This window comes from Acidisoma sibiricum, assembly GCF_057837225.1.
This window is the reverse complement of the sequence record NZ_CM174445.1, coordinates 588,667-614,821: the sequence shown is the minus strand read 5'-3', so window position 1 is coordinate 614,821 and position 26,155 is coordinate 588,667. Positions and strand designations below refer to the sequence as shown.

The window sequence follows — 26,155 nt, the reverse complement described above, 5'->3', positions numbered from 1 at the left end:
CGAATTCTCCTTCGGGGAAGCGCGTTCAGCCGGCGAGCAGCCGTTTCACATGAGCGGCGGACGAGGCCGCCAGGGCGTCGAGATCATATCCGCCTTCGAGAAGCGAGACGACCCGTCCGTCGGTATGGCGGGCGGCAACCGCCAGGATGGCATCCGTGACCCAGGCGAAATCCTCCGCCTCCAGCAGCAGCCCGGCGAGCGGATCGTTCCGATGGGCATCGAAACCCGCGGAGATGATGATGATTTCGGGCCGGAAGGCGTCGAGCGCGGGCAGGATATGACCCATCCATGCTGCCTCGAAAGCTGCGCGGCCGCTGCCGGCCGGCAGCGGCGCATTGACGATCTGACCATGCGCCCCCGTCTCGGACGCCGCACCCGTGCCCGGATAGAAGGGAAATTGATGGCTGGAGGCGAAGAAGAAATCGGCGTCATCCCAGGCGATGGCCTGGGTGCCGTTGCCATGATGGACGTCGAAATCCACCACCGCCACGCGGGTCAGCCCATGGGCTGTTCGCGCGTGCAGGGCCGCGATGGCGGCATTGGAGAAGAAGCAGAAGCCCATGGGCCGGTCGGGCTCGGCATGATGGCCGGGCGGCCGGGTGGCCACAAAAGCGCGGGTCACGCGCCCACTCAGAACCGCATCCACGGCCGCGATGGCGCCACCGGCGCCATGCAAGGCGGCTTCGGCCGAGCCCGCGCTCATCACCGTATCGGGGTCGAGATGGACAAGCGCGCCCGGCCGCGGACGGGTCCCGAGGATGCGATCGATATGGCTTTGCGGGTGTGCCAGGCGCAGCTGCGCTTCGGTGGCGGGCGACGCCTGCTCCCGGATGAGCGCAGCGAAATCGGCATGGGCGAGGGCTGCTTCCACCGCCACGATGCGCGCGATGCGCTCGGGATGTCCGCGTCCGGTGTCATGCAGGCGGCCGGACGGGTGGGTGAGAAGCAGCACGCTCATGGTCAGATCGTCCGCAGCATGCCGCCATCGGCGAAGATCGCGGAGCCGACGCAGTAGCTTGCACGGTCTGAGCAGAGGAAGACGAAGAGATTGGCGATCTCCTCGGGCGAGGCGAAACGCTTGATGGGAGCGAATTCATCGGCGACGGACTGCAAATGCCCCTCCCAATCGCCGCCCGTATCGGCGGTCAGCTGCTTAGCGGTCTTGATCCAGTCCGGCGTCAGCACGAGGCCAGGATTGACGGTATTGACGCGAATATTGTCACCCACGACCTCATTGGCGAGGTTCTTGGAGAACATGACCAGGGCCGCTTTCGTGACATTATAGATCGGCTCATAGCCCAGCGGCTGGGTCGCGCAGATCGACGCATTATGCAGGATGACGCCGCCGCCGCGGGTCTTCATGCCGGGGACAAGGCCGCGGGCGAGCCGGACGGCGGCCATGACATGCAGGTTCCAATAGAAGTCCCACTTGTCGTCGGGCGCCGCCATGATGGTCTCATTGCTGCCGGTACCGGCATTGTTGATCAGGATATCGGCGCCGCCGAAGGCGCTGTCCGCTTTCGCGACGATGGCGTCGATCGCGGCGGGGTCGGAGACGTCACCCGCGGCGATGTCCACCTGCACGCCGAAGGTGCTGGCGATGCGCGCGGCCTCGTGGGTCAGGCGGGCTTCGTCCCGTGCCGAGAGCAGGAGATTGACCCCTTCGGCCGCCAGGCCTTCCGCGATGGCGAGGCCGATGCCGACGCTGCCGCCGGTGATGACGGCCGCCTTGCCACTCAGACCGAGATCCATTGTCTTTCCTCCATGGGTGTTGGTCGCCGGCCCCTCTGCGGGGGCCTGGCAGATGCGGATCAGTCGCCGGCGCGGCGCTTGATCGTGAAACTGTAGATGCCAGCCTCTTCGCTCCAGGAGACCAGGATATGGCCGGTTTCCCGGCAATAGCTCTGGAAATCCGCGACCGAGGCGGCGTCGGTCGCGAGCACGCGCAGCCGCTCCCCGGCCGGCATGGCGCGGAGCGCGCGATTGGCGCGAAGCACGGGCAGGGGGCAGATCAGATCTTTGAGATCGAGCACGGTTTCGCTCATGCCCGCATCCTGGCGCCCTCGGGGCGGCGGATCAAGGGATGGTCTCCTTCCCGCTGGCATCAGTGCCGGCCTGCATGGAGGGCGTGGCGCTCCGCGGCGCTATCCGTTATCTGGCCCCACGACGAGACGACAATCACTTTGGAAAGGACCGGGACTATGACCGGAGCCGAAATCGAACGCGTGCAGACCTATCTTCGCCGGATTCTGGGCAGCGACAAGCTGACCATCGTGCCGCCGCTGAAGCCCGGCTTCCCGATCGAAGTGGCCGTCGAGGGTGAGACCATCGGCACCGTGGACAAGGACACCGATGAGGGCGAGGTATCCTATGCGGTGACCTTGACCGTGCTTGACGAGGATCTGCCGCCGCTGCCGAAGGCCGCTGCCAAGCCCGGCGCCAAGGCACCGAGCCGCCGCAGCTAAATCCGGCTGCGCCAGACAGCCAGTGAAAAGGGATGGGGGCATCGCGCCAGCGGCGCCCCTTTTCTTTTGGCTGTCCCTCCAACCGTTTCACGTTGGAGATGGCACCCCGGCTTGCCAGTCATGCGATTCCCCTTGGCAGAAAAATGTTACGGAAGTAGACTTTTGTTATCGGGAATTGGAGGCGGTGATGCGGATGTCGCTGGCTGCGGCTGCGCTTTTTCTTGTGGGTGCGCAGGCCATGCCGGCGATGGCCGGGGGTGCGGGGGCGACCATCCTGCCCTGCGCGGTTGTCGCCGGGCAGACGGCGCTGCCCGCTAATCTCTGCCGGCATCTGGCGGCAGCGGTTTTTGGACGCGCGGCCCGAATCGATTTTTCCGTCCTTGCTCCGGTCGGCGCCACGATACCCGCGCTGGCCCGGATTCCGGTGACGCCAGCCACCTCGCCCATGGCGCCCGGCACGGCGCTGGCAAGCAGCACTGCCTTTCAGGCCCATTTGGACAAGGGTGTGACAATTTACGGCAGCCTCTTTGGCGCGGATAGGCGCTCTGGTATCGCCTATGAGATGCCCGCGGCGCCGTCCGTGCTTTGGCCGGGTGGCAATCCTTTCGCCGCAGGCCACACGGACTGACGCCGCCTCGCGCGGGAAGGAAGACTATGGTCCTGATCAATCAGGGTGAATATCACGATCCCTGGCGGGGCGACGGCGAGATGGGCGAAGCGCCCTGGCTGCATCCCGATGCCCTGATCCGCAATACCGAGATCGGCGCCTGGACCTCCATCGGCCCGCGCTGCGAGGTTTTCGACAGTACGATCGGCGACTGGACCTATCTCGTCAAAGACGACCAAGTCTTTAATGCCGAGATCGGGAAGTTCGGCAATATCGCCTCCAACGTGCGCATCAACCCGACCAACCATCCCTTCTGGCGCGCCACGCTGCACCATTTCACCTATCGCAGCCGCTGCCATGGACTGGCCGACGAGGATGATTCCGAGATTTTCGCCTGGCGGATGCAGCACCGGGTGACGATCGGCCATGATGTCTGGATCGGCCATAACGCCACGCTTCTACCGGGTGTCTCGGTCGGCGACGGGGCGGCGATCGGCGCGGGTGCCATCGTCACCAAGGATGTGCCGGCCTTCACCATCGTCGCCGGCAACCCGGCCCGCATCATCCGCAGGCGCGTGACGGAAGAGGTTGAAGCGTCGTTACGGCGCATCGCTTGGTGGCATTGGAGCCACGCGCAGCTGAAAGCGGCCTTGCCCGATTTTCGCGCCTTGGACGCCGCTGATTTCGCCGCCAAATACGATCCGGGCGTCTGATATTCCCAAATTGAAATTCGGGAATATTTTTTCATTTTATCACAATTTCTGTTGCCGATCTTCAATTGACAGTGCCAATCTTCCGCCGCTTTGCCGGAAGAGAGAAGAGATCTGTCATGACATCGGATTACACGAAATTTTATATCAACGGCGCCTTCGTCGATCCGGTTGAGACGCGCCCCCTGGGCGTGATCAATCCCGCGACAGAACAGGTTTTCGCGACTATCTCGCTCGGCGGCCAAGCGGATGTGGACCTTGCGGTTGCGGCCGCGCGTACGGCGTTTGAGACCTTCTCCCAGACGAGCCGCGACGAGCGCTTGGCGATGCTGGAGCGCATGCTGACCATCTACAAGCGCCGCTATGAGGATATGGCCCTGGCAATCAGCCAGGAAATGGGCTCGCCGATCGCCCGCGCGCGCGATTCCCAGGCCTTCGCCGGCCAGGGACATCTGGAAGCGCTGATTGAATCCTTCAAGACCTTCGCCTTTGACGAGCAGCGCGGCACGACGGTGGTAACGCATGAGCCGGTCGGCGTGGTGGCCCTGATCACGCCGTGGAACTGGCCGATGAACCAGATTATGTGCAAGGTCGCACCGGCGCTTGCTGCCGGCTGCACCATGGTCCTGAAACCCTCCGAAATCGCGCCCATTTCCGGCATGGTCTTTGCCGAAATCATGCATGAAGCGGGCGTGCCCCGTGGCGTCTTCAATCTGGTGAACGGCACCGGACCCGAAGTGGGCGCCGCTCTGTCATCCCACCCCGATATCGATATGGTGTCCTTCACCGGTTCGACCCGCGCGGGCACCGATGTGGCACGTAACGCGGCTGCCACCGTCAAGCGCGTGGCGCAGGAACTGGGCGGCAAATCGGCCAATATCATTCTGCCCGATGCGGACCTGGAACAGGCGGTGAGCCAGGGCGTCATGGGTTGCTTCGGCAATACCGGCCAGTCCTGCGATGCGCCGACGCGCATGCTGGTGCCCGCCGACAAGCATGACGCGGCGCTGGAGATTGCCCGCCGTAACGCGCTGGCCGTGGTCACCGGCGATCCGCGCGACGAGGCGACAGAGCTTGGCCCGCTGGTCAGCGACATTCAGTTCAACAAGGTGCAGGCGCTGATTCAGGCGGGCATCGATGAGGGCGCAACCCTTGTGGTCGGCGGCACCGGCAAGCCGGACGGCATCAATGCCGGCTATTTCGTGAAGCCGACCGTCTTCGGCCATGTGAAGCCCGGCATGCGCATCGAACGGGAAGAGATTTTCGGGCCCGTGCTGGCCATCATCCCCTATGAGACGGTCGAGCAGGCGATTGCGATCGCCAATGACACGCCCTATGGCCTGGCCGCCTATGTTCAGGGCACGGATATGGACGAGGTCCGCCGTGTTGCCCGCCGTCTGCGTGCGGGTGCCGTGCAGGTGAACTACCCGGACTGGGATCTGTTCGCGCCCTTCGGCGGCTATAAGCAGTCCGGCAATGGCCGCGAATATGCCGATTTCGGCCTGCGTGATTTCATGGAGATCAAGGGCATCATCGGCTACGGCGCCTGAAGCATGCGGGACAGGAAGCGGTGGGTATCGGCCGCTTCCGCCGCTTGCAGCCCATGGGCGATGACGGGACCCGCAAACCCCACCTCGCGCATGCGCTGGAAGAAGAGCGGAAAGTCGATGATGCCCTGGCCGGGGGGCACCGCTATCCCGTCGGCATTGCGATCCCTGGCATGGAGGATCGCAACCCGGTCACCGAGCAGATCGCAAGCCTCAGCGAAGATGTGCTCCTGATCAGCCTGCGCTGAGGTCACCAGATTGGCCGGGTCGAGCAGGATGCAGAGATGGGGGGAGCGGATATCCTCCAAAAGATCGGCGGCGCGCAGGGCCGAGCAGACGACATTACCCATGTCAGGCTGAATGCCGAGATCGATGTCGAACTGATCGGCGAGCGCCGCCGCCTGCTCCATTTCCGTCAGCAGCAGGGACCAGGCCTCCGGTCCCTCATTATCGGGGTGGTGGTGCCAGCGGTCATGCGGGTCGCGCGTGCCGGTACACAGGGTGACAAGGCCTGTCTCCATGGTCCGCGCATGGGCGAGCAGCAGAGCGAGGCGGGTCAGCCCCTGGCGCCGTATCGCGGGATCGGGGTGGATCATATTATAGGTGCCGGTCAGCCCAGCGATGGTGACCCCGCTCTCGGCCGCCGCCGTGGCGATGCCGGCCGAGGTTGCGGGATCAAGACTGTCCGGCATGGCGGGTAGGCCGCAGCAGGAGAGGCTGAATTCCGTGCAGCAATAGCCCGCTGCCCGCACCTGCGCCAGGACGGAGGCTGCCGTATGTCCGGGAAAGGTCTTGGCGACAATGCCGACCGGGTTCATGGCGCGCTTTCGATTTCATCCGGTCCGATGGCCAGTCAACTGCCGACCATGAGCCGCACGATCTCCTCAGGGTCCACTTCGCCCACGCGCCGTTCGCCGGCCACAATGCCGCGCCGGAGCACGACGATGCGGTCACTGACCGCGAACATATCGGCGAGATTGTGGGAGATGAAGATGACGCCGAGGCCTTTGGTCTTCAATGACCGGATGAGGTCCATCACCTTGCGCTGTTCCGGCACGCCGAGGGCGGCCGTCGGCTCATCCATGATCAGCACCCGCGCATCCCAATGGATGGCGCGCCCGATGGCGACGGCCTGGCGCTGCCCGCCCGAGAGCGCGCGTACGGGCCTGTCCAGCCTGTCGAGATGCACGTCCAGCACGCGGATGGCCTTGGCCGCTTCTTCCCGCATCCGCTTGCGGTCAATCCGCGGCAGGAACAGGAATTTGCTTTTGAGTTCGCGACCCAGGAAGACATTCCCGCCGATATCGAGATTATCGGCAAGGGCCAGATCCTGGTAGATCGTCTCGATCCCCGCTGCGCGGGCGGCCTGCGGACCGTCGAAGGAGACGGGCTTGCCGCAATAGCGGATCTCGCCCTCGCTCGGCTGGAAGACGCCGGAGATGATTTTGGTGAAGGTCGATTTGCCGGCGCCGTTGTCCCCGGCCAGCGCCACAACCTCTCCTGCGCGGAGGCTGAAATCCACCCGCTCCAGCGCATGCACGCCGCCGAAGCGCTTGGAAATGCCGCGCGTTTCGAGAACCGTGTCCCCGGTCGCGATCTCACTCATCCTGCCGCCCTCCACCCAGGCGCCGCTGGCTTTGGTCGACCAGCACGGAAATGATGATGACCAGTCCCACCGCGATGAATTGCCAGAAGGGCTCAACATTGAGGAAGACGAGGCCGTATTGGATGACGGCGATGATCAGCGCACCGATGATGGTGCCGATGATGGTGCCCGATCCGCCAAAGAGGCTGGCGCCGCCGATGACGACGGCGGCGATACTGTCCAGCAGCAGGGGCTCGCCCGCCTGGGGCGCGCCTGCGGCGAAGCGGCCGGTATAGAGGATGCCGTCGATCCCCGCCGTCAGCGCCGAGAGCATATAGAGGATGATGGTGACGCGGCGGACATTGACGCCCGCCCTGAGCGTTGCCTGCCGATTGCCGCCGATCGCATAGGTATATTGCCCGAACTGGGTCTCGGCGAGCAGGTAATGGAAGATCGCGATGATGATGGCGGCGATCACCACGACGGCCGGAATTCCGATGATGCGGCCATTGCCGAGCCAGGTCAGCCAGCTGTTGTTGACCGGTACCGTGGTGCCATTGGCGAGCAGATAGGCGGCCCCGCGGGCCACGCCATACATGCCGAGCGTGCCGATGAAGGGTGGCACGCGCAGGCGGGCGACCAGCACGCCGTTGATCCATCCCGGCACCATGGTGGCGCCAAGTGCTATGACGACACCCGCGACAAGCCCGATGCCGGGTCCGGCCGCGGCGCCGACACTGTTCGCGACCTGGGCCGAGATGACGGCCGCGAAACCCATGGTGAAGCCGACCGACAGATCGATGCCGCCCGAGATGATGACCAGCGTCTGGCCAAGGCCGAGCAGCACGGGTGCGACGGCAAAGACCGCGATGGAGCGGATATTGAAGGGGCTGAACAGGAAAGTGCTGCCATAGGCGATCTGCGACCAGATCTCAAAGATGATCAGCAGCAGAATGAGAAAGATCCAGGCCCGCGCGGCGGCCAGCGCGGCCAGGGTGCGGCGGCCCCGGGGCGTGCCCGGTGCCGCGCGCAGGGAAGTGGCCGTGCTCACGCCGAATAGACGAATTTCTGGATGCCGGGGTCATCGACATTCTGCTTGTCGATGACGGTGAAGCCGGTCGCGATGGCGGGCGGGATGGATTGCCCGGTCAAATGCGCATAGGCGGCAGCCACCCCGAACCAGCCGATTTCGGCCGGATGCTGGGCGATCGCGATATCGATCAGTCCGCTTTTGATATTGCCGATGATGGTCTGGGGCGCATCGAAGGCGACGACCTTCACTTTGCCGCCGGCGCCGCTTTGCTGGATGCCGTTGGCCGCACCCATGGCGGAGAAGAGATTGGCGCCGAAAACGCCGCCCAGGTCGGCATTGCGTGCGAGCACGGACTGCGCCTGAGAGGCGGCCTTGTTGGCGTCATCATCATTGAACTGCGTCGGCAGCACGGTGATGCCGGGAAAGTTCTGTTTCATCTCAGCGATGAAGCCGGCTGTCCGCTCATCGGTTGTCGATACGCCCGGTTCGATATTCGAGACGTAGACCTTTCCCTTGCCGCCCAGTTCCTTCGCCAGCGCCCGCGCGCCCATCTGGCCGCCCAGCGTATTGTTCGATGCAATGTAGGAGAGTGGGAAATCGGCATTGCCCGAGCCGGTCTGATAGAGGCCGGTGCCGATATAGGTATCGACCGTGATCACCGGAATGCCGGCCGCGGCCGCACTTTGCAGCGGCTGGATCAACTGGACCTTGTCGGTGGGCGCGATCAGCAGCGCATCCGGTTTGCGGGCGATCACCGCATCCAGCACCGGGACCTGTTCCACCGGATTGAAGGAGGGCGCACCCTGGAAGACGAGGTTGATGCCGAAGGCCTTGGCCGCCGCCGCAGCCCCGCGATGCATGGTGATATAGAAAGCGTCGGTGGTCAGGCCCGGAATGAGCGCGACCGTGAAGGATGTGCCGGCAGCGCGGGCGGGTTTCGCCGCGATCAGGCTGGCGGCACCTGCAAGCCCTAGGCCCAGACCGCCGATGACAGAACGCCGTTCCATGATGTGTCTCTCCTCATCGTGTTTTTATTGTTCATTCTTATGAGGCCGCCCTTTCCGGGCGCGTTCACCTATCAGGCCACGTCGCTGGCGCGACCGCTAGTCCCCTTTTTAAATTTTGATCCCCGGTGACCGCACATCTGCGCGCAGGCCCTCGCTTGCGCGGACGCGCCCCTGCTCCAGCGGAAAGCGTATCGCGTCAGCGGGCGCGAAGAGTTCCGCCCGGTCGCGGCCCAATTCCTTGGCGCGGTAGAGGGCGCGGTCGGCGGCGGCAATCAGGGCTGCGGGGGTGGCGAGGTCCGCGGTCATCGCCGCGACGCCCAGGCTGACGGTGACCACCCCGCTGTCCTGCCCGGCATGGCGCACGCCCATGGCCCGGACGGCGGCACGCATGCGCTCGGCCAGACCCAGAGCCGCTTCGGCCTCGGCCCGGCGGAGCAGGACCGTGAATTCCTCGCCGCCATAGCGCATCACCTCATCCTCGGGATGGGTGATCGTCTCGGCCAGGCATTGGGCCACGGCGCGCAGGCAGGCATCGCCCGCCGGATGGCCGTAATAGTCATTATAGGCTTTGAAATGGTCGATATCGATCATGATGACGGCGAGCCCATGCCGCCGCCGCTGGGCCAGGGTGACCGCCTGGGCCAGCGCCGTATCCAGCTGCCGCCGGTTGCCGATGCCGGTCAGCGCATCCCGATAGGCTTCGGCGCGGCCGGCATGCTCTGCCGTCTCCTTCGCCCAGGCGACGAAGGCGTAGCTCATCAGCAGATGGAAGCCGGTGAGGGTGAAGGCGGAGAAGGGGATATTGATGGGCGGCCCGAAATGGGCGCGGCCGATTGCCGTCAGCGCCTGTCCGACAGCCCAGACCGCGCAAATGATGGCCTCGGCGCCCAGCAGCAGGGCCACGAACCAATGACCCGGCCGGCGCGGCCGGTCCGGCGCCACGGCTGCCCGCAGGGCGAGACAAAGCAGGACGGTCGCGAGACAATAGGCGATGGCGGTGCGGCCGCGCGGCTGGCCAAGTTGCGCCGAGAGGACGCAAAGAATCGGCCAGGCCAGAAGAGCGGCAGCCAGCCCCGGCCAATATGGCCGCCGGCCGGCGGCGAGACGGCAGCCTTTCCAGACGCAGCCGAGGCCGAACAAAATGGCCGGTATGCCGAGGAAGATGGCCTGCGGCTCCGGCAGGGTCGCCCGCAGATAGAGGCCGCTGCCGCTGATGAGTGCCGCCGCCGCCATCCAGAGGAGCGATGTCTCTTTGCGGTTCTGAAACCAGATGACCAGGTAATTGACGCAGGCGAGCAGGATGACGAGCACCAGAATGGTGACGAAGGTCAAAGGCTCGGGCAGATAGAGATGGTCCAGCATGCGAGGCTCGCCTTGTCTTCGGAACTGCAGGCACGCGGCACGGCTTGACCCTGAGGGCCGCTTCTGACCGTCTATGTCGCATGACCCAGGATAACCCGCTCCTTACCGACTGGAAGACCCCTTTCGGCCTGCCGCCCTTCGATCGCATCAGACCTGAGCATTTTCTGCCGGCCTTCGAGGCCGCCATGGCGGCGAATCTCGCAGAGATCGCGGCGATTGGCGGCAACGCCGCGGCGCCGAGCTTCGCCAATACCGTGGAAGCCCTGGAACGCTCGGGCCGCCTGCTGTCCCGCGTCAGCGCGGTTTTCTACAATCTCGTCAGCAGCCTGGGCGGAGAGGCGCTGGAGGTGCTGGATCGGGATCTCGCCCCCCGTCTGGCGCAGCATGGCATGCGGGTGGCACTTGACCCTGCGCTGTTCGCGCGGATCGCAGCCCTCCATGTGAAACGCGCGGCGCTGGGCCTGGAGGAGGACCAGATGCGCCTGCTGGAGCGCACCCATTTGGGCTTCATCCGCAGCGGCGCGGCGCTGGACGCGGCCGGACGCGTTCGCATGACGGAGATTTCCGAGCGGCTGGCCGAGCTTCACACGGCCTTCGGCCAGAATGTGCTGCATGACGAAAAGACCTGGTTCCTGCCCCTGACTGAGGGCGATCTTGAGGGCCTGCCCGATTTCGTCCGCGCCGGGGCGGCCCAGGCCGCGGCCGAGCGGGCTGTTCCGGGCTATGCCATTACCCTCTCGCGTTCCCTGATCGAACCCTTCCTCACCTTCTCAGGCCGGCGGGATTTGCGCCAGCAGGCCTATGAGGCCTGGATCGCCCGCGGCATGCATGAAGGCGCGCATGACAACCGGCCTTTAATTCCTGAAATCCTGGCGCTCAGGGCCGAGCGCGCCAAGCTGCTCGGTTTCGCCGATTTTGCGTCCTTCCGTCTGGCCGATACCATGGCCGGCACGCCCGCGGCGGCGGACGCTTTGCTCGCCGAGGTTTGGGCGCCGGCCAAGCATAAGGCGGCGGCCGAGCGCGACCGCCTGCTGGAGGCGGCGCGCGCGGAAGGCTTCAATGACGCGATCCGCCCCTGGGACTGGCGGTACTATTCTGAAAAAGTGCGTCAGGCCGACTACGCCCTGGATGAGACGGAGCTGAAACCCTATTTCGTGCTCGAACAGTTGCAGCAGGCGGTGTTCGACACGGCTGGAAAGCTGTTTGGCCTCTCCTTCGTGCCCTTGCCGGATGTGCCGCTGTATCACCCGGATGTCCGCGCCTATGAGGTGCGGGACGCGCGCGGCCATGTCGGCATCTTCCTTGCCGATCAATATGCGCGGGGGGACAAGCGTTCCGGCGCCTGGATGAGCAGTTTTCGCGACCAGGAAAGCATGGACGGCGTGATTTCACCGGTCATCGTCAATAACAACAACTTCGCAAAATCGACGCCGACGCTGCTCAGCTTTGACGATGCCGAGACGATGTTCCACGAATTCGGCCATGCGCTGCACGGGCTGCTGAGCCAGGTGCGCTATCCGTCACAGTCCGGCACCTCGGTGCGGCGCGATTTCGTGGAAATGCCTTCGCAGATCTACGAGCATTGGCTGTCCGTGCCGGAGACGCTCAGAACCTATGCGCGCCATTATGAAACGGGGGCGCCGATTCCCGATGCGCTGGCCGAGCGGCTGATCGCCGCCCGCGGCTGGGGCGAGGGCTTCGGTACGGTCGAATACACGGCGGCTGCCCTGATCGACATGGCATTGCACGCGCATCCTGACCCGCAATCGATCGATATCGAGGCCTATGAGCGGGAGTTCGTGGCGCGTATCGGCATGCCGGCCGAAATCGGCATCCGCCACCGTCCGGCGCATTTCCAGCATCTGTTTGCGGGCGGCGGCTATGCCGCCGGCTATTATTCCTATCTGTGGTCTGAAGTTTTGGACGCTGACGGGTTCGAGGCCTTCAAGGAGGCGGGCAGCGTCTTTGACCAGGCCACAGCGGCGCGGCTGCGCGTGCTGCTGTCGGCTGGTGACACGCGCGACCCGATGGCGCTGTACGTCGATTTCCGCGGTCGCGCGCCGTCCACGGCCGCGCTGCTGCGTGCGCGGGATCTGGTGCCAGGCTGAACCTTCGCCCCCGGCATGCGCCGGGGGCTTTTTAACGGCTCAGTAGGGCGAGTCGGGGTGGTAGTATTCCGCTGCATTGTCCTTGGTGATGAGCGGTGACTGAACAATGAAGCGGCCGCGCATCGGCACATCCGTTTCAAACTTCAGCGCCGTCAGCTCGATCGCCGTGCCGACCATGGCGGGGTCGTAGCCGACGTCGATCGGCACCAGCGTGCTGCCATCCATGACCTGCTTGATCGCCTGCTTCATGCCGGCGCCGCCGACCACGAACATCTCCTTCTCGCGTCCGGCCTGCTTGATGGCGGCGATGGCGCCGATGGCGGTGTCATCATCCTGCGCCCAGACCGCGTCGATCTTGGGGAAGCGCGACAGGAAATCCTGCATCACCTTGAACCCGTCATCGCGGTTCCAATTGGCATATTGAATGCCCAGAACCTTAATCTTGCTGCCGGCGATGGCGCCCTGGAAGGCATCGACACGTTCCTTGTCGATGGGGATCGGCAGGCCGCGCAGGATCACGATATTGCCGCCGTTCGGGAAGCGCTGCAGGAAGTATTCGCCTGTGGTGCGGCCAAGACCGGGATTGTCGCCGGCGACATACAAATCCTCGATGCCCGGCTGGGAGAGTTTGCGGTCTACCACAGTCACGAATTTATGCGCCTGCTTCACCCGCTGGATGGGTGATGTCATGGCATCCGGGTCACCGGGCAGGATAACGAGCGCATCGATATTGCGTGTCGCCAGCATGTCTTCGAGGTCAGACGCCTGTTTGCCGGGGTCGCTGGCGGTGGCCAGCACGAATTTGAGATTGGGATAGGTTTTGCTGAGCCGGGCGATGGTCTGCTGCGCGAAGTAATCGACGCCGCCGGTCCAGCCGTGATCGGCGGAGGGGACGGAGACGCCGATCGTATAGGTCTTGTCCTGGGCCAAAGCGGGGCCGGCGAGCGCCGCGCCGGCCAGGCAGGTGAGAGCGGCAAGCCGCAGAGTGAGGCGCGTCATCGTTCCTCCAATTTTCGTCTTGGTGTTGGTTGAAGCCACTACTGGCGTGCGCTCCGCATGCGTTGCAGGAAGACCGCCAGAATGATGATGACGCCCTGGAAGGCGCCATTGAGATAGGGGCTGACGATATTCGTCAGGTTCAGGATATTGTCGATGAGGCTGAGAATGGCGACGCCGATCACCGTGCCCCAGATGCGCCCGTAGCCGCCGCGGAGCGTTGTGCCGCCGATGATGACAGCGGCAATGGCCTCCAGCTCCCACAGGACCCCCGTCGTGGACGAGGCCGAGCCGAGGCGGGGCACATAGAGCAGCGTCGCGACGCCCACCAGCACGCCCTGCAAAACGTAAGTGAGCAGGCGAACCTGATCGACATGGATCGCCGAATAGCGCGCCACCTGCTCGTTGGAGCCGATGGCCGCGCAATGCCGGCCGAAGCGGGTGCGGCGCATGGTGATCTCGCCCAGGATGGCGACGATGGCAAAGACGATGACCGGCACAGGCACGCCCAGCACGGTGCCGTAATAGGCGGTGCGGTAGGTATCCATGACATCGAAGTTGAGCGAGAGCGTACCGCCATTGGCGAGGAAGGTGACCAGGGAGCGGAAGATGCCCATGGTGCCGAGGGTGACAATGAAAGCCTCGATCCGTCCGCGGGTAATGAGCAGGCCGTTGCCGATACCTGCCGCGCCGCCGAGGGCCAGGCCCGCCGCCATGCCGACCACGATCGTCGCCCAGCCGGTGCCGAAATGCGGTACCACGAGGTTGATGACGATGATCATGACGCCGGCCAGGAAGGCGGCCATGGAGCCCACGGAGAGATCGAGTCCGCCCGCAGTAATGACGAAGGTCGCGCCCACCGCGATGATGCCGGTGAAGGAGGAGCGCGCGAGGACATTGGCGATATTGCGCGGGCTGAGGAATTCGGGATTGAGCGCGGCACCGAGGATGACGAGGAGAATGAGTGCCACCAGCGGCCCGAGCAGATGCAGATTGAGGCGGAACGGCCGCAGACCGGGCTTGCCGGGAAGGGATGCGGCGTCAGACGGCGCCATGCGGGATCTCCTGCGGAGCATAGGTTGTCTGGCCAAGACCCATGGCCAGTTCGACAATCGCGTGTTCGCCGATCTCAGCACCGTCCAGCACGCCCATGATGCGGCCGGCGCGCATGACGATGACGCGATGGCAGAGGCCGATGATCTCCGGCATTTCGGAGGAGATGACGATGATGCTTTTACCCTGGCCCGCGAGCTTGTGGATGAAGCGGTAGATCTGCTGCTTGGTGCCGATATCGATGCCGCGGGTCGGCTCATCGATGATGATGATGGCGGGGTCTGTCAGCAGCGTCTTTGCGAGCAGAAGCTTCTGCTGATTGCCGCCCGAGAGATTGCCGACGGCGACGGCGCGGTTGGGTGCCCGGATGTCGAAATCGCGGATCGCCTGGTCGAGCGCCGCATTCTCCTTCTCCTCATCAATCAAAAACCGCGAGAACTGATCGAGCGCGAGGAGGGTCAGGTTGACGCGCATGGAGGAGTGCAGAAGCAGGCCGCGGCCTTTGCGGTCTTCAGTGAGATAGGCGATGCCCAGCGCCCGCGCGTCACTGGGGCGGCGTATGCGGCGGCGCTGGCCCATAACCTCGACCGTGCCGGTAGCCGCGCGCAAACCCATGATGCCTTCCATCAGCTCGGTCCGGCCGGCGCCGATCAGGCCGGAAAAGCCCAGGATCTCGCCACGGCGGAGATGGAAGGAGGCCTGGCGGACGAAGCCGGGGACGGAGAATTCGGTGACAGCGAGGACAGTATCTGTGCGGTGCGAAGTCGTGCGCACGGGGAAGAGTTCGGAGAGGTCGCGCCCCACCATCTGTCGCGCCATCTCCTGCTGCGTCATCGCGCCGCGCAGGGTGGTGATGACATGGCGGCCGTCGCGCAGCACAGTGATGCGGTCGGCGATCGCCTCGACCTCATCCAGCTTGTGAGAGGTATAGAGGATCGCGACATCTTGCGCCTTGAGGCGCGCGATCTGGCGGAACAGGACCGCAGCCTCGACCGGGGTCAACACCGCGGTCGGCTCGTCCAGAATCAGCACGCGCGCCTGGCGGGCCAGCGCCTTGGCGATCTCGACCATCTGTTTTTGCGGCACGGTCAGGGTCTGGACGCGCGCGGACGGGTCGATCGGCGTTTCCAACGCGGCCAGCAGACGGCGCGCCTCAGCCCGCATGGCGCCGATATCGAGCCAGGCGCCATGACGCCATTCGCGGCCGAGGAAGATATTCGCCTCTACCGTCAGATCTTCGGCGAGATTGAATTCCTGATGGATAAGGACGATGCCCGCATGCTCGGCCTCCTCGCTCGACGTGAACTGTACAGGCTGACCTTCAAGCTGGAGGCCGCCGTCGCTCGGGCGCTGGTAGCCCGAGAGGATTTTCATGAGCGTTGACTTGCCGGCGCCGTTTTCGCCGATCAGCGCATGCACTTCCCCGGCACGAAGCGCGATGGAGACATCCGAGAGCACGCGCACGCCGCCGTAATCCTTGGCGAGGGCGACGCCCGCCAGGATCGCGCCCGGCGCGGTATCCGTGGCTTGGGCTGAGGCCGCGCGCGCCCCCGTCATCGCAGACCGAGGCGCGTGCGGCGATTGTCACTGACGCGGTCAATCGCGGGGCCGGTGATCTTGCGCATGGCGGTCATCCCGAAAGCTCCCCTGGCTGCGGCCGGCACGCGCCTCGATCGAAAACGTTTACGAGCCACGGACACGCCATCAGCGCGCAGGGCCGAAATGCAGAGCGATGAAGGACTGGCCGGAACCGGTTGTGGTTTTTGTTGATCGTTGGCGGGGGAGAATAACCGGCGGGAGAGGAAGTTCAAGTCTCCACATCTGGTTGACTCATTATACCAGTAGCCATAGTCTCCGCGCCGATCGCAGCACACCGCCACAAGGCGGACCGGTAGCCGCGACCGTCCAGGAACTTGCGCTGCTTATTCAGGCGCCCAGTGAAGCCTAAGGGGGAACTGCCATGCCGGCAGACAATGCGGCCGTGCGCGCGACCGTCAGAAAAATTTCCATGCGGCTCGCCGCGTTCATCGGAATGATGTTCTTCGTCAATTTTCTTGATCGCGTCTCGATCTCCTTCGCCGGGCCGAGCGGGATGAATCACGATCTGGGCCTCACGGCCGCGCAATTCGGCTTTGCCGCGGGCGTCTTCTTCATCGGCTATATCCTGCTCGAAATCCCCAGCAACCTTGCCTTGCACCGCTATGGGGCGCGGGTTTGGCTCGCCCGCATCATGGTGACCTGGGGTATCGTCACCGTCCTGTTCACCTGGGTGCAGACGATAGAGCAGCTGTACTGGCTGCGCTTCTTTCTGGGCGTGGCCGAAGCGGGCTTCTTCCCCGGCGCCATCCTGTTCCTCAGTCTTTGGGTGCCACAGCGCTTCCGGTCCGAGGTGCTGGCGAGCTTCTATATCGCCCAGCCGCTGACCATCGTCATCGGCGCGCCGCTGGCCGCCATGCTCATGGAGCTGCACGGCTGGACCGGCCTCGCCGGCTGGCGGGTGATGTATCTGGGCGTCGGGCTGCTGGCCGTGATCGTCGGCATCATCACCTTCTTCTGCCTGCCGGACCGGCCGTCGGACGCGAAATGGCTGACTGCCGATGAGCGGCGCTGGCTGCAGGATGAGCTTGCGAAGGAAGATGGTCCGGCGCGCCATGCCTCGCCGCTGAAGGCTTTGACCAATGGCCGCGTCTGGCTGCTCGCGATTGTCTATTTCGGTCTCGTCTACGGGCTTTATGCCATTGCCTTCTTTCTGCCGACCATCATTGCCGGCTTCCAGACCAAAGCGGGCGTGCATTTCGGCGTGATGGAAAAGGCGCTGATCACCGCCATTCCCTATCTGCCGGCGGCGATCGTGCTGTTTTTGTGGAGCCGGGATGCGACCCGCCGCGGCGTGCGCGCCTGGCATGTGGGCATTCCGGCGATCGTCGGCGCCATTGCCATTCCGCTGGCGGTGCATGTCTCGGCGACGGTCGCCATCATGGCGCTGATGACGGTGGTCGCCTGTGCGATCTTCGCGGCCTTGCCGCCATTCTGGTCCATCCCCTCCCGCTTTCTGTCGGGCGGGGCGGCGGCGGCCGGCATCGCGTTGATCAATACGATCGGCAATCTGGCCGGCTTCACCGCGCCCTATATCACTGGCTGGCTGAAGAGCCTGACCGGCGGCTATCAGCTGCCGATGCTGATCGTTGGCATCTTCATGGCGCTGTCCGCCGTCGTTATCTTTAGCCTGACGCTGACGCCGACGCCGCCCGCGCCGGGGGCCAGCCCCGTCCGCCGCACGACGTCCTGACGCGTCAGTCCGTCGCCACCATCACGTCTGAGGCCTTGATCACGGCCATGGCCGCGTCGCCGGTCTTGAGGCCGAGGTCGTCGATCGCCTCATTCGTGATGGAAGAGGTGATGATAACGCCCTGGCCGATATCGATGCGGACATGCCCGGTCGTCTGGCCCTTCACGACCGAGACGACGGTGCCTTTGATCTGATTGCGGGCGCTGAGTTTCATTGGTTTCTCCTTCCTGATGTCGAGGCTGTGTAAGACTAGCCGAGTGCCATTTATTCGTCTTTCTCCCAGACCTGGATGGCGCCAGGTGGCACGGTGACCTGCACGGGTCCGAGCCTAAGCGTGTCATCGGGTGCCTGGATCATGGGCAGTTCGGCCGCGCCCAGCCGGATGATCAGCCGCTGCCGTCCCGCGACCGGTGGTTCAGTTGCGATGACCTCAGCCGGCAGGCCGCCATCGCTTGCGATATGGATGCGCTCGGCCGCCGCCGTCCAGCCGATGCGGGCGCCACGCCGCAGCGGCGGCCCCGCGACCGTGAGGGTGATGCCCTGGCCGATGGCGATGGTGTCCGCAGCGGCCACCTCGCCTGTCGCGGTCGCTTCCGCGCCGAGCAGGCGCGCGACCAGCGCGCTGCGTGGCCGCAGGAAAACAGTGTTCACAGGCCCCGCCTGCAAGACCCGCCCACCGTCCAGGATGATGATGTCATCGGCGAGGGCGAAGGCGTCCGTCGGATCATGCGTGACGAGAACGCAGGTTGCGGTGATCTGCGCCTGCAAAGCCCTCAGGGCTGCGCGCAGTTCCGCCCGCAGTGGCGTATCGAGCGCTGCGAAAGGCTCATCCAGCAGCAGAAGATCAGCCGGGCGGCTGAGCGCGCGGGCGATAGCGACCCGCTGCTGCTGCCCGAGCGAGAGCGCGGCCGGGTGCCGCCGCTCAAGCCCGGCCAGGCCCAGCGCCCCGAACCAGTGCCGGGCCAGCGCGGCATCGGCATGGCGGGGGAAGGCGAGCTGCTGTGCCGCCGTCAGATGCGGAAAAAGCCCATAGCTTTGCGGCACATAGGCGACGGCGCGGGCCTCGGCCGGCATCCCCGCCCAGTTCTCTGCGCCGATTGTCAGGCGGTCTGTCCCTTGCGCGTCCAGCCCCGCCAGTGCGCGCAGCGTCAGGGATTTGCCGGAGCCTGACGGACCCAGAATGGCGATCCGCCTGGCCGAGCCGCGATAGGCGACGTCGAGCGCGAATCCGTCCAACTGCCGCGCCATAGCAAAGGCGAAGTCTTGCTGGCGGGCGGGCGTAGTCACGGTCATGCTTGGTTGGGGAAGGGCCGCTTCGGTCTCTTCTGGCCGCGCGTTTCGGCGGGCAGGGATCGTCAGCCGCGTGGCGGCGAGCATGACGAGGATCGCGGCGCCGAGGGTGGGCAGCAGCACCGGCACCATGGCCGGCAGCCCTTCCGCTCCGAAAGCGACGTAGGTGTAAACAGGCAGGGAATAGGGGTGATAGGCGACCATGACGGTCGCACCGAATTCGCCGAAGGCGCGCAGCCAGGCGAGCAGCAGCCCGGCCAAAATGCCGCGACCAGCCAGCGGCAGGGAGACGCGCAGAAAGACGCTCGTAGGCCGATGGCCCAGGGTGCGCGCCACATCCTCCAGCACCGGATCGACCTCAGCGAAGGCCGAGCGCGCGGCGATGATCAAGAAGGGCGCGGCGACGAAGGTTTCCGCCAGCACGATGCCGGTGAAACTGTCGGTCAGCGCGCCCGCCGTGATCCGACCGAGTGGGCTCGCATAGCCGAGCAGGAAGAGTAGCAGAATGCCGCTGGACAGCGGCGGCAAAGCCAGCGGCAGCTGCACCAGAAAGCCGAGCAGACCCATCGCCCGTCCGGGGCGCCTGGCGAGCAGATAGCCGAGCGGAATGCCGCCCAGTGCGATCAGCAGCGTCGCTGCCGTGGCGCTGAGGACCGAGACCAGCGTCGCCTGGCCGAGCCCTTGCCAATCGGCCCCGTGCCAGTCGGCGGCGCCGAGATGGGCAAGGCCGGCGACGAAGGGCGCGGCGAGATAGAGGGCGAGCAGACCGCCCAGGACCGGCAGCACCGGCCAGTGACGTCCTCGCGCCATGCGGATTGCTTAGTGTGCGGCTTTGGCGAGGGCCAGGATAACTGGCGGAACTGTCGTCGCGTCACCCGCCAGCTTCAATCCAGTCAGTGTCAGACCATGGTCGCGCATGATGGCCGCACCCTGATCGCCGAGCAGGAAGGCCAGGAAGGCGACCGCCGCATCGCGATGCGGTGCCGCGTTCAGCACGGTGGCCGTGTAATGCGCGGCCAGCGCGGTTTCCTTCGGCAGAGCGATGAAGGGAATTTTGAGATCGGTCGTCTCGGTCGAATAGAAGAAGGCGGCGTCCAACTGGCCGGATTGCAGGCGGCCGACGAGGGATTCCTCGGGCAGGACCTGAGCCGGGTTCTCCGGCGTGCCCAGAATCTTCTCGCTGAGGTCGGGACTTTTGTAGACGCTCTCAGCCTTCTGCAGCAGCTCCAGCGTCAGCTTGCCTTTGGGGTCCAGCTTGGGATCGGTGCGGCCGACGCGGATGCCGGGCATCTGCAGCACTTCGTACCACGGCTTGGTCTTGAGCGCGGCGGCGAAGCGGCTGTCGGGATTATAGCCGATGACCAGCGGAGACTGCGCAAAACCGACATACCAATCGACCCAGCTGCCATTGGCCGCGCCCATCAGGCTGTCATTGACCTTCGGCGCGGCGCTGATGAAGACATCGCCCGGGACCAGCTTGCCCTTGATTTCATTGGCAAGCTTGTTCGATCCGCCGGCATAGCCGCGGAACGCGCCGCCCGTGGCCGCATCGAAGGCCGGGCCGATACCATGCTCCATCAGATTCACCATCGACCCTGCATAGAGAACATTGACCGGGCCGATGCCGGTCGCGGCCAGGGCGACCCCAGGCAGCAAAGCAAGCGACAGGCTGGCAAGAAGGACGTCACGACGGTGCACGGCAAGTCTCCTGAACCCTGGACGCGCCCGGCGCGCGTTATTCCCGACGGACAATAACGACTGGCGGCGCAGTCGGCCAGCCGCCTTAAACTTTCGACGGGTCCTGGATTTCAGCGTCGAGTGCGGCGATGTCCTGGGCGCTCGCGGTGCCGATGGCGGCCTCGACCGACCGGAAGCGGGCGATGAGCGCGTGGCCCAGCGGCGTCAGCTCGGCGCCGCCGCCCTGGCGGCCGCCGGCATGGCGCGTGGTCACCGGCCGGCCGAAGATACGGCCGGTCTCCTCCACCAATTCCCAGGCACGGCGATAGGACATGCCCATGGCGCGGCCGGCGGCCGCGATGGAGCCAAGCCGGCCGATATGCTCCAGCAATTCGATCTTGCCGGGGCCGATATGCCCCCGGCCGTCGAAATAAATACGAAACCGTATAGCGGGCAGGGGCATTCTCCCGATGACGCAGGTGCCATCTTGCTGTCGGATGACCGCCTGGCGAAATTGAATTATAGGCCGTCCGAAATAAAATGGAGACGTCGGTGTTGCGCGCATGGCTATACGGGACTGTCGCTGCCTGCATGCTGGCCCTGAGCGGGCCGGGCGCGATGGCGCATGGCAATGGCGCAAAGGACAAGGCGGCTGGCGCCTATTACATCGATCCGTCGCAGGCCGATCTGGACCATTTGCTGCCACCGCCGCCGGCGCTGGGTTCCGCACAGGAATCCGCCGATATCGCCACCGTCCTGCAAGCCCAGGCGTCCCGCACGGCCGAGGCCGCGGTCAAGGCCGAGGCGGACCATCAGCGGTCCATCTTTCGCTTTGCCGATGTGATGGGGCCGCAGTTCGCGCCGGAAAATCTGCCCTTCGCGACAGGTTTTTTCGCCCGCGTCTATGCGGATGAAAAGCAGATCGTCAACCAGACGAAAGCCTATTTCAACCGGCCGCGCCCCTTCATGGTCGATAGCAACCTGTCACCGATGGTCGACCCGCGGCACACCCCATCCTATCCCAGCGGGCACACGACCTGGGCTTATGTCATGGCCATCATCCTGGCCAATATGGTGCCGGAAAAGGCCCCGCTCATTTACGATCGCGCGGCGGAATATGGCTATAATCGCGTCATCGCCGGAGCCCATTTCCCGACCGATGTCGAAGCCGGGCGCATTGCCGGCACGGTGATCGACAGTGCTTTCTTCCATGACGAGAAATTCCTGAACGATTTCTATAAAGCGCGGGCCGAAGTGCGGCAGGCCCTGGGACTGCCGAGCATGGGCGACATGGACCGCTGACGGACCGTACCGTCTATGCCGCAAGAGTGGGTGAGGCGCGCAGCCTGACCTTCTAGGCGACAGATTATCGTCCATATGGCAAACAGGCAGCGCCTGAGGATCGCCCCGGTTTGATATCCGCTTCAGCCCATCTCGCCCTGATTAACTTCTTTACTGGGGATATCCAGGGCGGCCTTGGGCCGTTCCTGGCGACGTGGCTTGCCGGGGAAAGCGGGTGGAGCCCCGCCCATGTGGGCTCGGTCATGACCGTGATCGGCTTTTTTGCCCTGGTGTTGAACGGTCCAGCGGGCCTGATCGTGGATCATACGAGCCGGCCACGGCTGCTGCTGGCAGGGGCCTGCGGTGCCATTCTGCTCGGCACCGCCATCATCGTGCCGTGGCATGGCCTGTTTTGGGTGATTCTGTCGCAGTGCCTGGCCGGGGCGGGGGGCACGCTGCTGCTGCCGGCGCTGACCCTGTTCACCCTGGGCATCGTCGGCAAGAACCGCTTTCCGGCCCAGCAGGGTCTGAACCAGGCTTTCAACCATGCCGGCATCGTCTGCGCGGCGGCCGCCATCATGCTGCTGGGGCCGGCGCTGGGGCGCACAGCGCCCTTCTGGGTTTTTGGCACGATGGCGTTCGGCGCGATCATCGCCATTGCCGCCACGCCGATCCACGCCTTCAACGGACGGCGCGCCCATGGCTGGGCGGAGCATGAACCGGACGAGGTCGAGCATCGGTCTGCCATCAGCGATATCCTGCGTCACGGCGGCCTGGCGCGACTGGCGGTGGCCTTCGCCCTTTTTAACCTCGCCAACGGCTATATGCTGGCGCTGATCTGCCAGCGCCTGATCGCGACCGGGCAGAATGGCACGGACTGGCTCGCGATCTATGTCATTATCGTCCAGGCGGTGATGATTCCGGTGGCGCTCTGGGCGGGGCATATGGCGGACCGCCGCGGCCGCCGCTGGCTGCTCATCCTTGCTTGCCTTGCGCTGCCCATCCGTGCGCTGCTTGCCGCCAATACCACGGACCCGTGGCTGCTCATACCGGTCGAAATTCTCGACGGCATCAGTTCAGGCCTGATCGGCGTCGGCATTCCCGTCGTTGTCGCCGACATGACCTGGGGCACCGGACGCACGCAGACGGCGCTGGGCACCCTCAACACCATTCAGGGCATTGGTGGGGCGCTGTCTGGTATTGTTGGGGGCTTTCTGGTCGTCTGGCTGGGCTGGCAGGGAGCCTTTCTTGCCCTTGCCCTACCGGCGACCGTCGCCGCACTGCTCGTCCTGGGCATCCGGGAGAGCCGTCAGCAGGCAGCGCCCGGAACGCATCAGGCGACCCAGCCGGGCGATTAAATATGCGCGCCCCGGTAGCGAAGCTTGGCTGCCGGCGTTATCATCCGAACATTCGCACCAAGACGATGACGATAAAACACCAGTAAGCGGAAACGGATGCCATGACGACAAAGAAGCCCCTGCGCAGCCAGGAATGGTTCGGGCGGCAGGACAAGATGGGATTCTACTACCGGTCCTTCCTCAAGAACCGTGGCTTTCCGCAAGATCAGTTCGAGGGCCGGCCGGTCATCGGCATCTGCAATACCTGGTCTGAACTCAACCCCTGCAATTCGCATTTCCGCACGATCGCTGAGCATGTCCGCTACGGCATTTTGGATGCCGGCGGCTTTCCGCTGGAATTCCCCGTCTCGTCGCTGGGCGAGGTGACGATGCGGCCGACCGCCATGCTGTATCGCAACCTCGCCTCGATGGATGTGGAGGAGGCGGTGCGCGCCCATCCGCTGGACGGCGTCGTGCTGCTGATGGGCTGCGACAAGACCACGCCTGCTTTGCTGATGGGCGCGGCAAGCGCCGATCTGCCGACGATCGGCGTCTCCGGTGGGCCGCAGCTACGCGGCGTCTATAAGGGCCGCATCATCGGCTCGGGCACCAATATCATCTCGATGAGCGAGCAGCTGCGCGCCGGCGAGATTACGCTTGAGGAATTCCATGAGGCGGAAGCCGGCATGAACCGCTCCTCCGGCCATTGCATGACCATGGGCACGGCCTCCACCATGGCGTCGATGGTCGAAGCGCTGGGTGTTTCGCTGCCCGGCAATGCCGCCATTCCCGCGGTCGATGCCCGCCGCAACGAATTGGCCCGTTTTTCCGGCCGCCGCATTGTCGAGATGGTCAATGAAGACCTCGTTCTGTCCAAGATCCTGACCCGCGAAGCTTTCGAGAATGCCATTCGCACGCTGGCGGCGATTGGCGGATCAACCAATGCCGTGGTGCATCTTCTGGCCATCGCCCGGCGCGTCGGCGTCGATCTCAGCCTTGATGATTTCGATCGGCTTGGCCGCGGCGTGCATTGCCTTGTGAACCTGATGCCGTCGGGCCAGTTCCTGATGGAGGATTTCTATTACGCCGGCGGCCTGCCCGTGGTGCTCAAGACCCTGATCGAACAGGGACTGCTGCATGAGGGCGCGCTGACCGCAAATGGCCGCCCGATCGGCGAGAATGTGGGTCGCGCCGAGTGCTGGAATGAAGAGGTGATTACGTCTTTTGAATCGCCCTTCAAGCCGGATGCCGGCATCGCCATCCTGCGCGGCAATCTGGCGCCCGATGGCGCCGTCATCAAACCTTCCGCCGCGTCGCCGGAGCTTCTGAACCATACCGGCCGCGCCGTGGTCTTTGAGAACGTGGAAGAGATGCACGCGGCCGTGGAGGACGACACGCTGGATATCGACGCCGCCTGCATCATGGTGCTGAAGAACTGCGGCCCGAAGGGCTATCCGGGCATGGCCGAGGTCGGGAACATGCCGTTGCCGCATAAGCTGCTGAAAGAGGGCGTGCGCGACATGATCCGCATCTCGGACGCGCGCATGTCCGGCACGGCTTACGGCACCGTCGTGCTGCATGTGGCGCCCGAAGCCGCCGCCGGCGGGCCGCTGGCGCTGGTGCAGAACGGGGATCTGATCACGCTGGACGTCCCCGGGGGCCGCCTGCATCTGCATGTCTCGGACGCCGATCTGGCGCAGCGCCGTGCGGAATGGGCGCCACCCGCACCCGCCGCCATGCGCGGCTATACCAAGCTGTATATCGATCACGTGCTGCAGGCGAATGAAGGCGCTGACCTTGATTTTCTGGTCGGCCGCAGCGGCGCCGCGGTGCCGCGCGACAATCATTGAAACGATAAAGGGAAGGAACGAAACGACATGGCGGATATCAAGCGGCGCTACACGGGTATTTTCCCGGTTGCCCCGACCATCTTCGACGAGAACGGCAATATCGATCTGCCGGGCCAGTTGCGGGCGATCGACTTCATGATCGATTCCGGCTCCGACGGCATCTGTATCCTGGCGAATTTCTCCGAGCAGTTCGTGCTGTCGGATGACGAGCGCGAGATGCTGACGACCGCCATTCTGACGCATGTCGCGGGCCGTATTCCGGTGATCGTGACGACGACGCATTTCAGCAGCCGCGTGACCGCCGAGCGCAGCCGCCGCGCGCAGGACCAGGGTGCCGCCATGGTCATGATCATGCCGCCCTATCACGGCGCGACCTTCCGCGTGCCCGAAGCCGCGATTTACAGCTATTTCCAGGTCGTCTCCGATGCGATCGACATTCCGATCATGATCCAGGACGCGCCCGTGGCCGGCACGCCGCTATCCGCGCCCTTCCTGGCGCGCATGGCGAAGGAGATCGAGCAGGTTTCCTATTTCAAGATCGAAGTGGCGCAGGCCGCCTCCAAGCTGCGCGAGCTGATCCGTCTGGGCGGGGACGCCATCGAAGGCCCCTGGGATGGGGAGGAGGCGATCACCCTTCTGGCCGATCTGGATGCGGGTGCGACCGGGGCCATGACCGCCGGCGCCTATGCCGATGGTTTGAAACCCATCGTTCATGATTATCTGTCTGGGAACCGGGAAGCGGCGGTGGAGCGATACGGCCGCTGGCTGCCGCTGATCAATTACGAAAACCGTCAGGGCGGTCTGCTTGCCTGCAAGGCCCTGATGAAGGAAGGCGGTATCATTGCCTGCGATGCGCCGCGTCACCCGCTGGTGCCGCTGTCGCCCGAAACCCGCGCCGGGCTGATTGATGCCGCCCGCCGGCTTGACCCGCTTGTCCTGCGCTGGGGCAAGTGAGTGT

The 26,155-nt window shown here is 64.8% G+C and carries 25 protein-coding genes; 10 read left to right on the top strand and 15 right to left on the bottom strand.

The window, feature by feature from the left end; translation table 11 throughout:
- Positions 1–25 precede the first annotated feature (25 nt).
- Genes AC3G7M_RS02930 through AC3G7M_RS02920 form a run of 3 tightly spaced genes read right to left on the bottom strand, consistent with a single transcriptional unit; the run spans position 26 to position 2,045 of the window.
- On the bottom strand, positions 26–958 hold the full coding sequence (locus tag AC3G7M_RS02930; protein ID WP_489214226.1) for a histone deacetylase family protein: 933 nt from the start codon (positions 956–958) through the stop codon (positions 26–28).
- Between the two features lie 2 nt (positions 959–960).
- Positions 961–1,752 carry an SDR family NAD(P)-dependent oxidoreductase gene (locus AC3G7M_RS02925; protein WP_489214225.1) on the bottom strand — a complete coding sequence of 264 codons (792 nt, stop codon included), beginning with the start codon at positions 1,750–1,752 and terminating at the stop codon, positions 961–963.
- 59 nt (positions 1,753–1,811) lie between these two features.
- A complete protein-coding gene (locus AC3G7M_RS02920) occupies positions 1,812–2,045 on the bottom strand; it encodes a sulfurtransferase TusA family protein (protein WP_489214224.1) in 234 nt (77 codons plus the stop codon).
- Between the two features lie 156 nt (positions 2,046–2,201).
- Between AC3G7M_RS02920 and AC3G7M_RS02915 the strand changes: the two genes are divergently transcribed.
- The 4 genes from AC3G7M_RS02915 to AC3G7M_RS02900 all read left to right on the top strand — a co-directional run bounded on the left by AC3G7M_RS02915 (position 2,202) and on the right by AC3G7M_RS02900 (position 5,332).
- The gene (locus tag AC3G7M_RS02915; protein ID WP_489214223.1) at positions 2,202–2,465 is read left to right on the top strand and encodes a DUF3126 family protein; all 264 of its coding nucleotides are present in this window, start codon (positions 2,202–2,204) and stop codon (positions 2,463–2,465) included.
- A gap of 187 nt (positions 2,466–2,652) precedes the next feature.
- Entirely contained in the window at positions 2,653–3,093 is a 441-nt protein-coding gene (locus AC3G7M_RS02910; protein ID WP_489214222.1) for a hypothetical protein, read from the top strand.
- 26 nt (positions 3,094–3,119) lie between these two features.
- Positions 3,120–3,785, top strand: coding sequence for a DapH/DapD/GlmU-related protein (locus AC3G7M_RS02905; RefSeq protein WP_489214221.1), 666 nt, complete (start codon positions 3,120–3,122; stop codon positions 3,783–3,785).
- A gap of 116 nt (positions 3,786–3,901) precedes the next feature.
- Positions 3,902–5,332, top strand: coding sequence for an aldehyde dehydrogenase family protein (locus tag AC3G7M_RS02900; protein ID WP_489214220.1), 1,431 nt, complete (start codon positions 3,902–3,904; stop codon positions 5,330–5,332).
- On the opposite strand, the gene AC3G7M_RS02895 is transcribed toward AC3G7M_RS02900, so the two are convergent.
- The 5 genes from AC3G7M_RS02895 to AC3G7M_RS02875 form a co-directional block, all read right to left on the bottom strand.
- Positions 5,320–6,147, bottom strand: a complete 828-nt coding sequence (locus AC3G7M_RS02895) for a sugar phosphate isomerase/epimerase family protein (RefSeq protein WP_489214219.1) — start codon at positions 6,145–6,147, stop codon at positions 5,320–5,322. The two genes, AC3G7M_RS02900 and AC3G7M_RS02895, sit on opposite strands and share 13 nt — an antisense overlap.
- A gap of 35 nt (positions 6,148–6,182) precedes the next feature.
- Positions 6,183–6,935, bottom strand: a complete 753-nt coding sequence (locus AC3G7M_RS02890) for an ATP-binding cassette domain-containing protein (RefSeq protein WP_489214218.1) — start codon at positions 6,933–6,935, stop codon at positions 6,183–6,185.
- The gene (locus AC3G7M_RS02885) at positions 6,928–7,965 is read right to left on the bottom strand and encodes an ABC transporter permease subunit (RefSeq protein ID WP_489214217.1); all 1,038 of its coding nucleotides are present in this window, start codon (positions 7,963–7,965) and stop codon (positions 6,928–6,930) included. Before AC3G7M_RS02885 ends, AC3G7M_RS02890 begins: the two co-directional genes overlap by 8 nt.
- Positions 7,962–8,954 (bottom strand): ABC transporter substrate-binding protein, encoded by a 993-nt coding sequence (locus AC3G7M_RS02880; RefSeq protein ID WP_489214216.1) that lies wholly within the window; start codon positions 8,952–8,954, stop codon positions 7,962–7,964. Before AC3G7M_RS02880 ends, AC3G7M_RS02885 begins: the two co-directional genes overlap by 4 nt.
- 108 nt (positions 8,955–9,062) lie before the next feature.
- Positions 9,063–10,316, bottom strand: a complete 1,254-nt coding sequence (locus AC3G7M_RS02875; RefSeq protein WP_489214215.1) for a GGDEF domain-containing protein — start codon at positions 10,314–10,316, stop codon at positions 9,063–9,065.
- A gap of 80 nt (positions 10,317–10,396) precedes the next feature.
- Here AC3G7M_RS02875 and AC3G7M_RS02870 point away from each other — a divergent pair, with 80 nt between their 5' ends.
- Positions 10,397–12,424 (top strand): M3 family metallopeptidase, encoded by a 2,028-nt coding sequence (locus AC3G7M_RS02870; protein WP_489214214.1) that lies wholly within the window; start codon positions 10,397–10,399, stop codon positions 12,422–12,424.
- Between the two features lie 39 nt (positions 12,425–12,463).
- Here the strand turns inward: AC3G7M_RS02870 and AC3G7M_RS02865 are convergent, their stop codons facing one another.
- Genes AC3G7M_RS02865 through AC3G7M_RS02855 form a run of 3 tightly spaced genes read right to left on the bottom strand, consistent with a single transcriptional unit; the run spans position 12,464 to position 16,030 of the window.
- The gene (locus tag AC3G7M_RS02865) at positions 12,464–13,423 is read right to left on the bottom strand and encodes a substrate-binding domain-containing protein (RefSeq protein ID WP_489214213.1); all 960 of its coding nucleotides are present in this window, start codon (positions 13,421–13,423) and stop codon (positions 12,464–12,466) included.
- A gap of 38 nt (positions 13,424–13,461) precedes the next feature.
- Positions 13,462–14,475, bottom strand: coding sequence for an ABC transporter permease (locus tag AC3G7M_RS02860; protein WP_489214212.1), 1,014 nt, complete (start codon positions 14,473–14,475; stop codon positions 13,462–13,464).
- Positions 14,462–16,030, bottom strand: coding sequence for a sugar ABC transporter ATP-binding protein (locus AC3G7M_RS02855; RefSeq protein ID WP_489214211.1), 1,569 nt, complete (start codon positions 16,028–16,030; stop codon positions 14,462–14,464). The genes AC3G7M_RS02860 and AC3G7M_RS02855 overlap by 14 nt, the downstream gene beginning before the upstream one ends.
- A gap of 403 nt (positions 16,031–16,433) precedes the next feature.
- On the opposite strand from AC3G7M_RS02855, the gene AC3G7M_RS02850 reads away from it, so the two are divergent.
- Positions 16,434–17,762, top strand: coding sequence for an MFS transporter (locus AC3G7M_RS02850; protein WP_489214210.1), 1,329 nt, complete (start codon positions 16,434–16,436; stop codon positions 17,760–17,762).
- A gap of 4 nt (positions 17,763–17,766) precedes the next feature.
- Here the strand turns inward: AC3G7M_RS02850 and AC3G7M_RS02845 are convergent, their stop codons facing one another.
- From AC3G7M_RS02845 to AC3G7M_RS02830, 4 genes are all read right to left on the bottom strand, one after another.
- The gene (locus AC3G7M_RS02845; protein ID WP_489214209.1) at positions 17,767–17,976 is read right to left on the bottom strand and encodes a TOBE domain-containing protein; all 210 of its coding nucleotides are present in this window, start codon (positions 17,974–17,976) and stop codon (positions 17,767–17,769) included.
- 50 nt (positions 17,977–18,026) lie between these two features.
- Positions 18,027–19,862 carry an ABC transporter ATP-binding protein/permease gene (locus tag AC3G7M_RS02840; RefSeq protein ID WP_489214208.1) on the bottom strand — a complete coding sequence of 612 codons (1,836 nt, stop codon included), beginning with the start codon at positions 19,860–19,862 and terminating at the stop codon, positions 18,027–18,029.
- Positions 19,863–19,871: 9 nt separating this feature from the next.
- Positions 19,872–20,750: an extracellular solute-binding protein gene (locus tag AC3G7M_RS02835; protein ID WP_489214207.1), complete on the bottom strand. Its 879-nt coding sequence runs from the start codon at positions 20,748–20,750 to the stop codon at positions 19,872–19,874.
- An 85-nt stretch (positions 20,751–20,835) separates the two neighbouring features.
- On the bottom strand, positions 20,836–21,192 hold the full coding sequence (locus AC3G7M_RS02830; protein WP_489214206.1) for a winged helix-turn-helix domain-containing protein: 357 nt from the start codon (positions 21,190–21,192) through the stop codon (positions 20,836–20,838).
- Between the two features lie 89 nt (positions 21,193–21,281).
- Here AC3G7M_RS02830 and AC3G7M_RS02825 point away from each other — a divergent pair, with 89 nt between their 5' ends.
- The 4 genes from AC3G7M_RS02825 (at position 21,282) to AC3G7M_RS02810 (ending at position 26,151) form a co-directional block, all read left to right on the top strand.
- Positions 21,282–22,031, top strand: a complete 750-nt coding sequence (locus tag AC3G7M_RS02825; protein WP_489214205.1) for an acid phosphatase — start codon at positions 21,282–21,284, stop codon at positions 22,029–22,031.
- Positions 22,032–22,141: 110 nt separating this feature from the next.
- The gene (locus AC3G7M_RS02820) at positions 22,142–23,368 is read left to right on the top strand and encodes an MFS transporter (RefSeq protein WP_489214204.1); all 1,227 of its coding nucleotides are present in this window, start codon (positions 22,142–22,144) and stop codon (positions 23,366–23,368) included.
- Between the two features lie 101 nt (positions 23,369–23,469).
- Complete coding sequence (locus tag AC3G7M_RS02815) at positions 23,470–25,197, top strand: IlvD/Edd family dehydratase (RefSeq protein ID WP_489214203.1); 1,728 nt, start codon at positions 23,470–23,472, stop codon at positions 25,195–25,197.
- A gap of 27 nt (positions 25,198–25,224) precedes the next feature.
- Positions 25,225–26,151 (top strand): dihydrodipicolinate synthase family protein, encoded by a 927-nt coding sequence (locus AC3G7M_RS02810; RefSeq protein ID WP_489214202.1) that lies wholly within the window; start codon positions 25,225–25,227, stop codon positions 26,149–26,151.
- Positions 26,152–26,155: the final 4 nt, after the last annotated feature.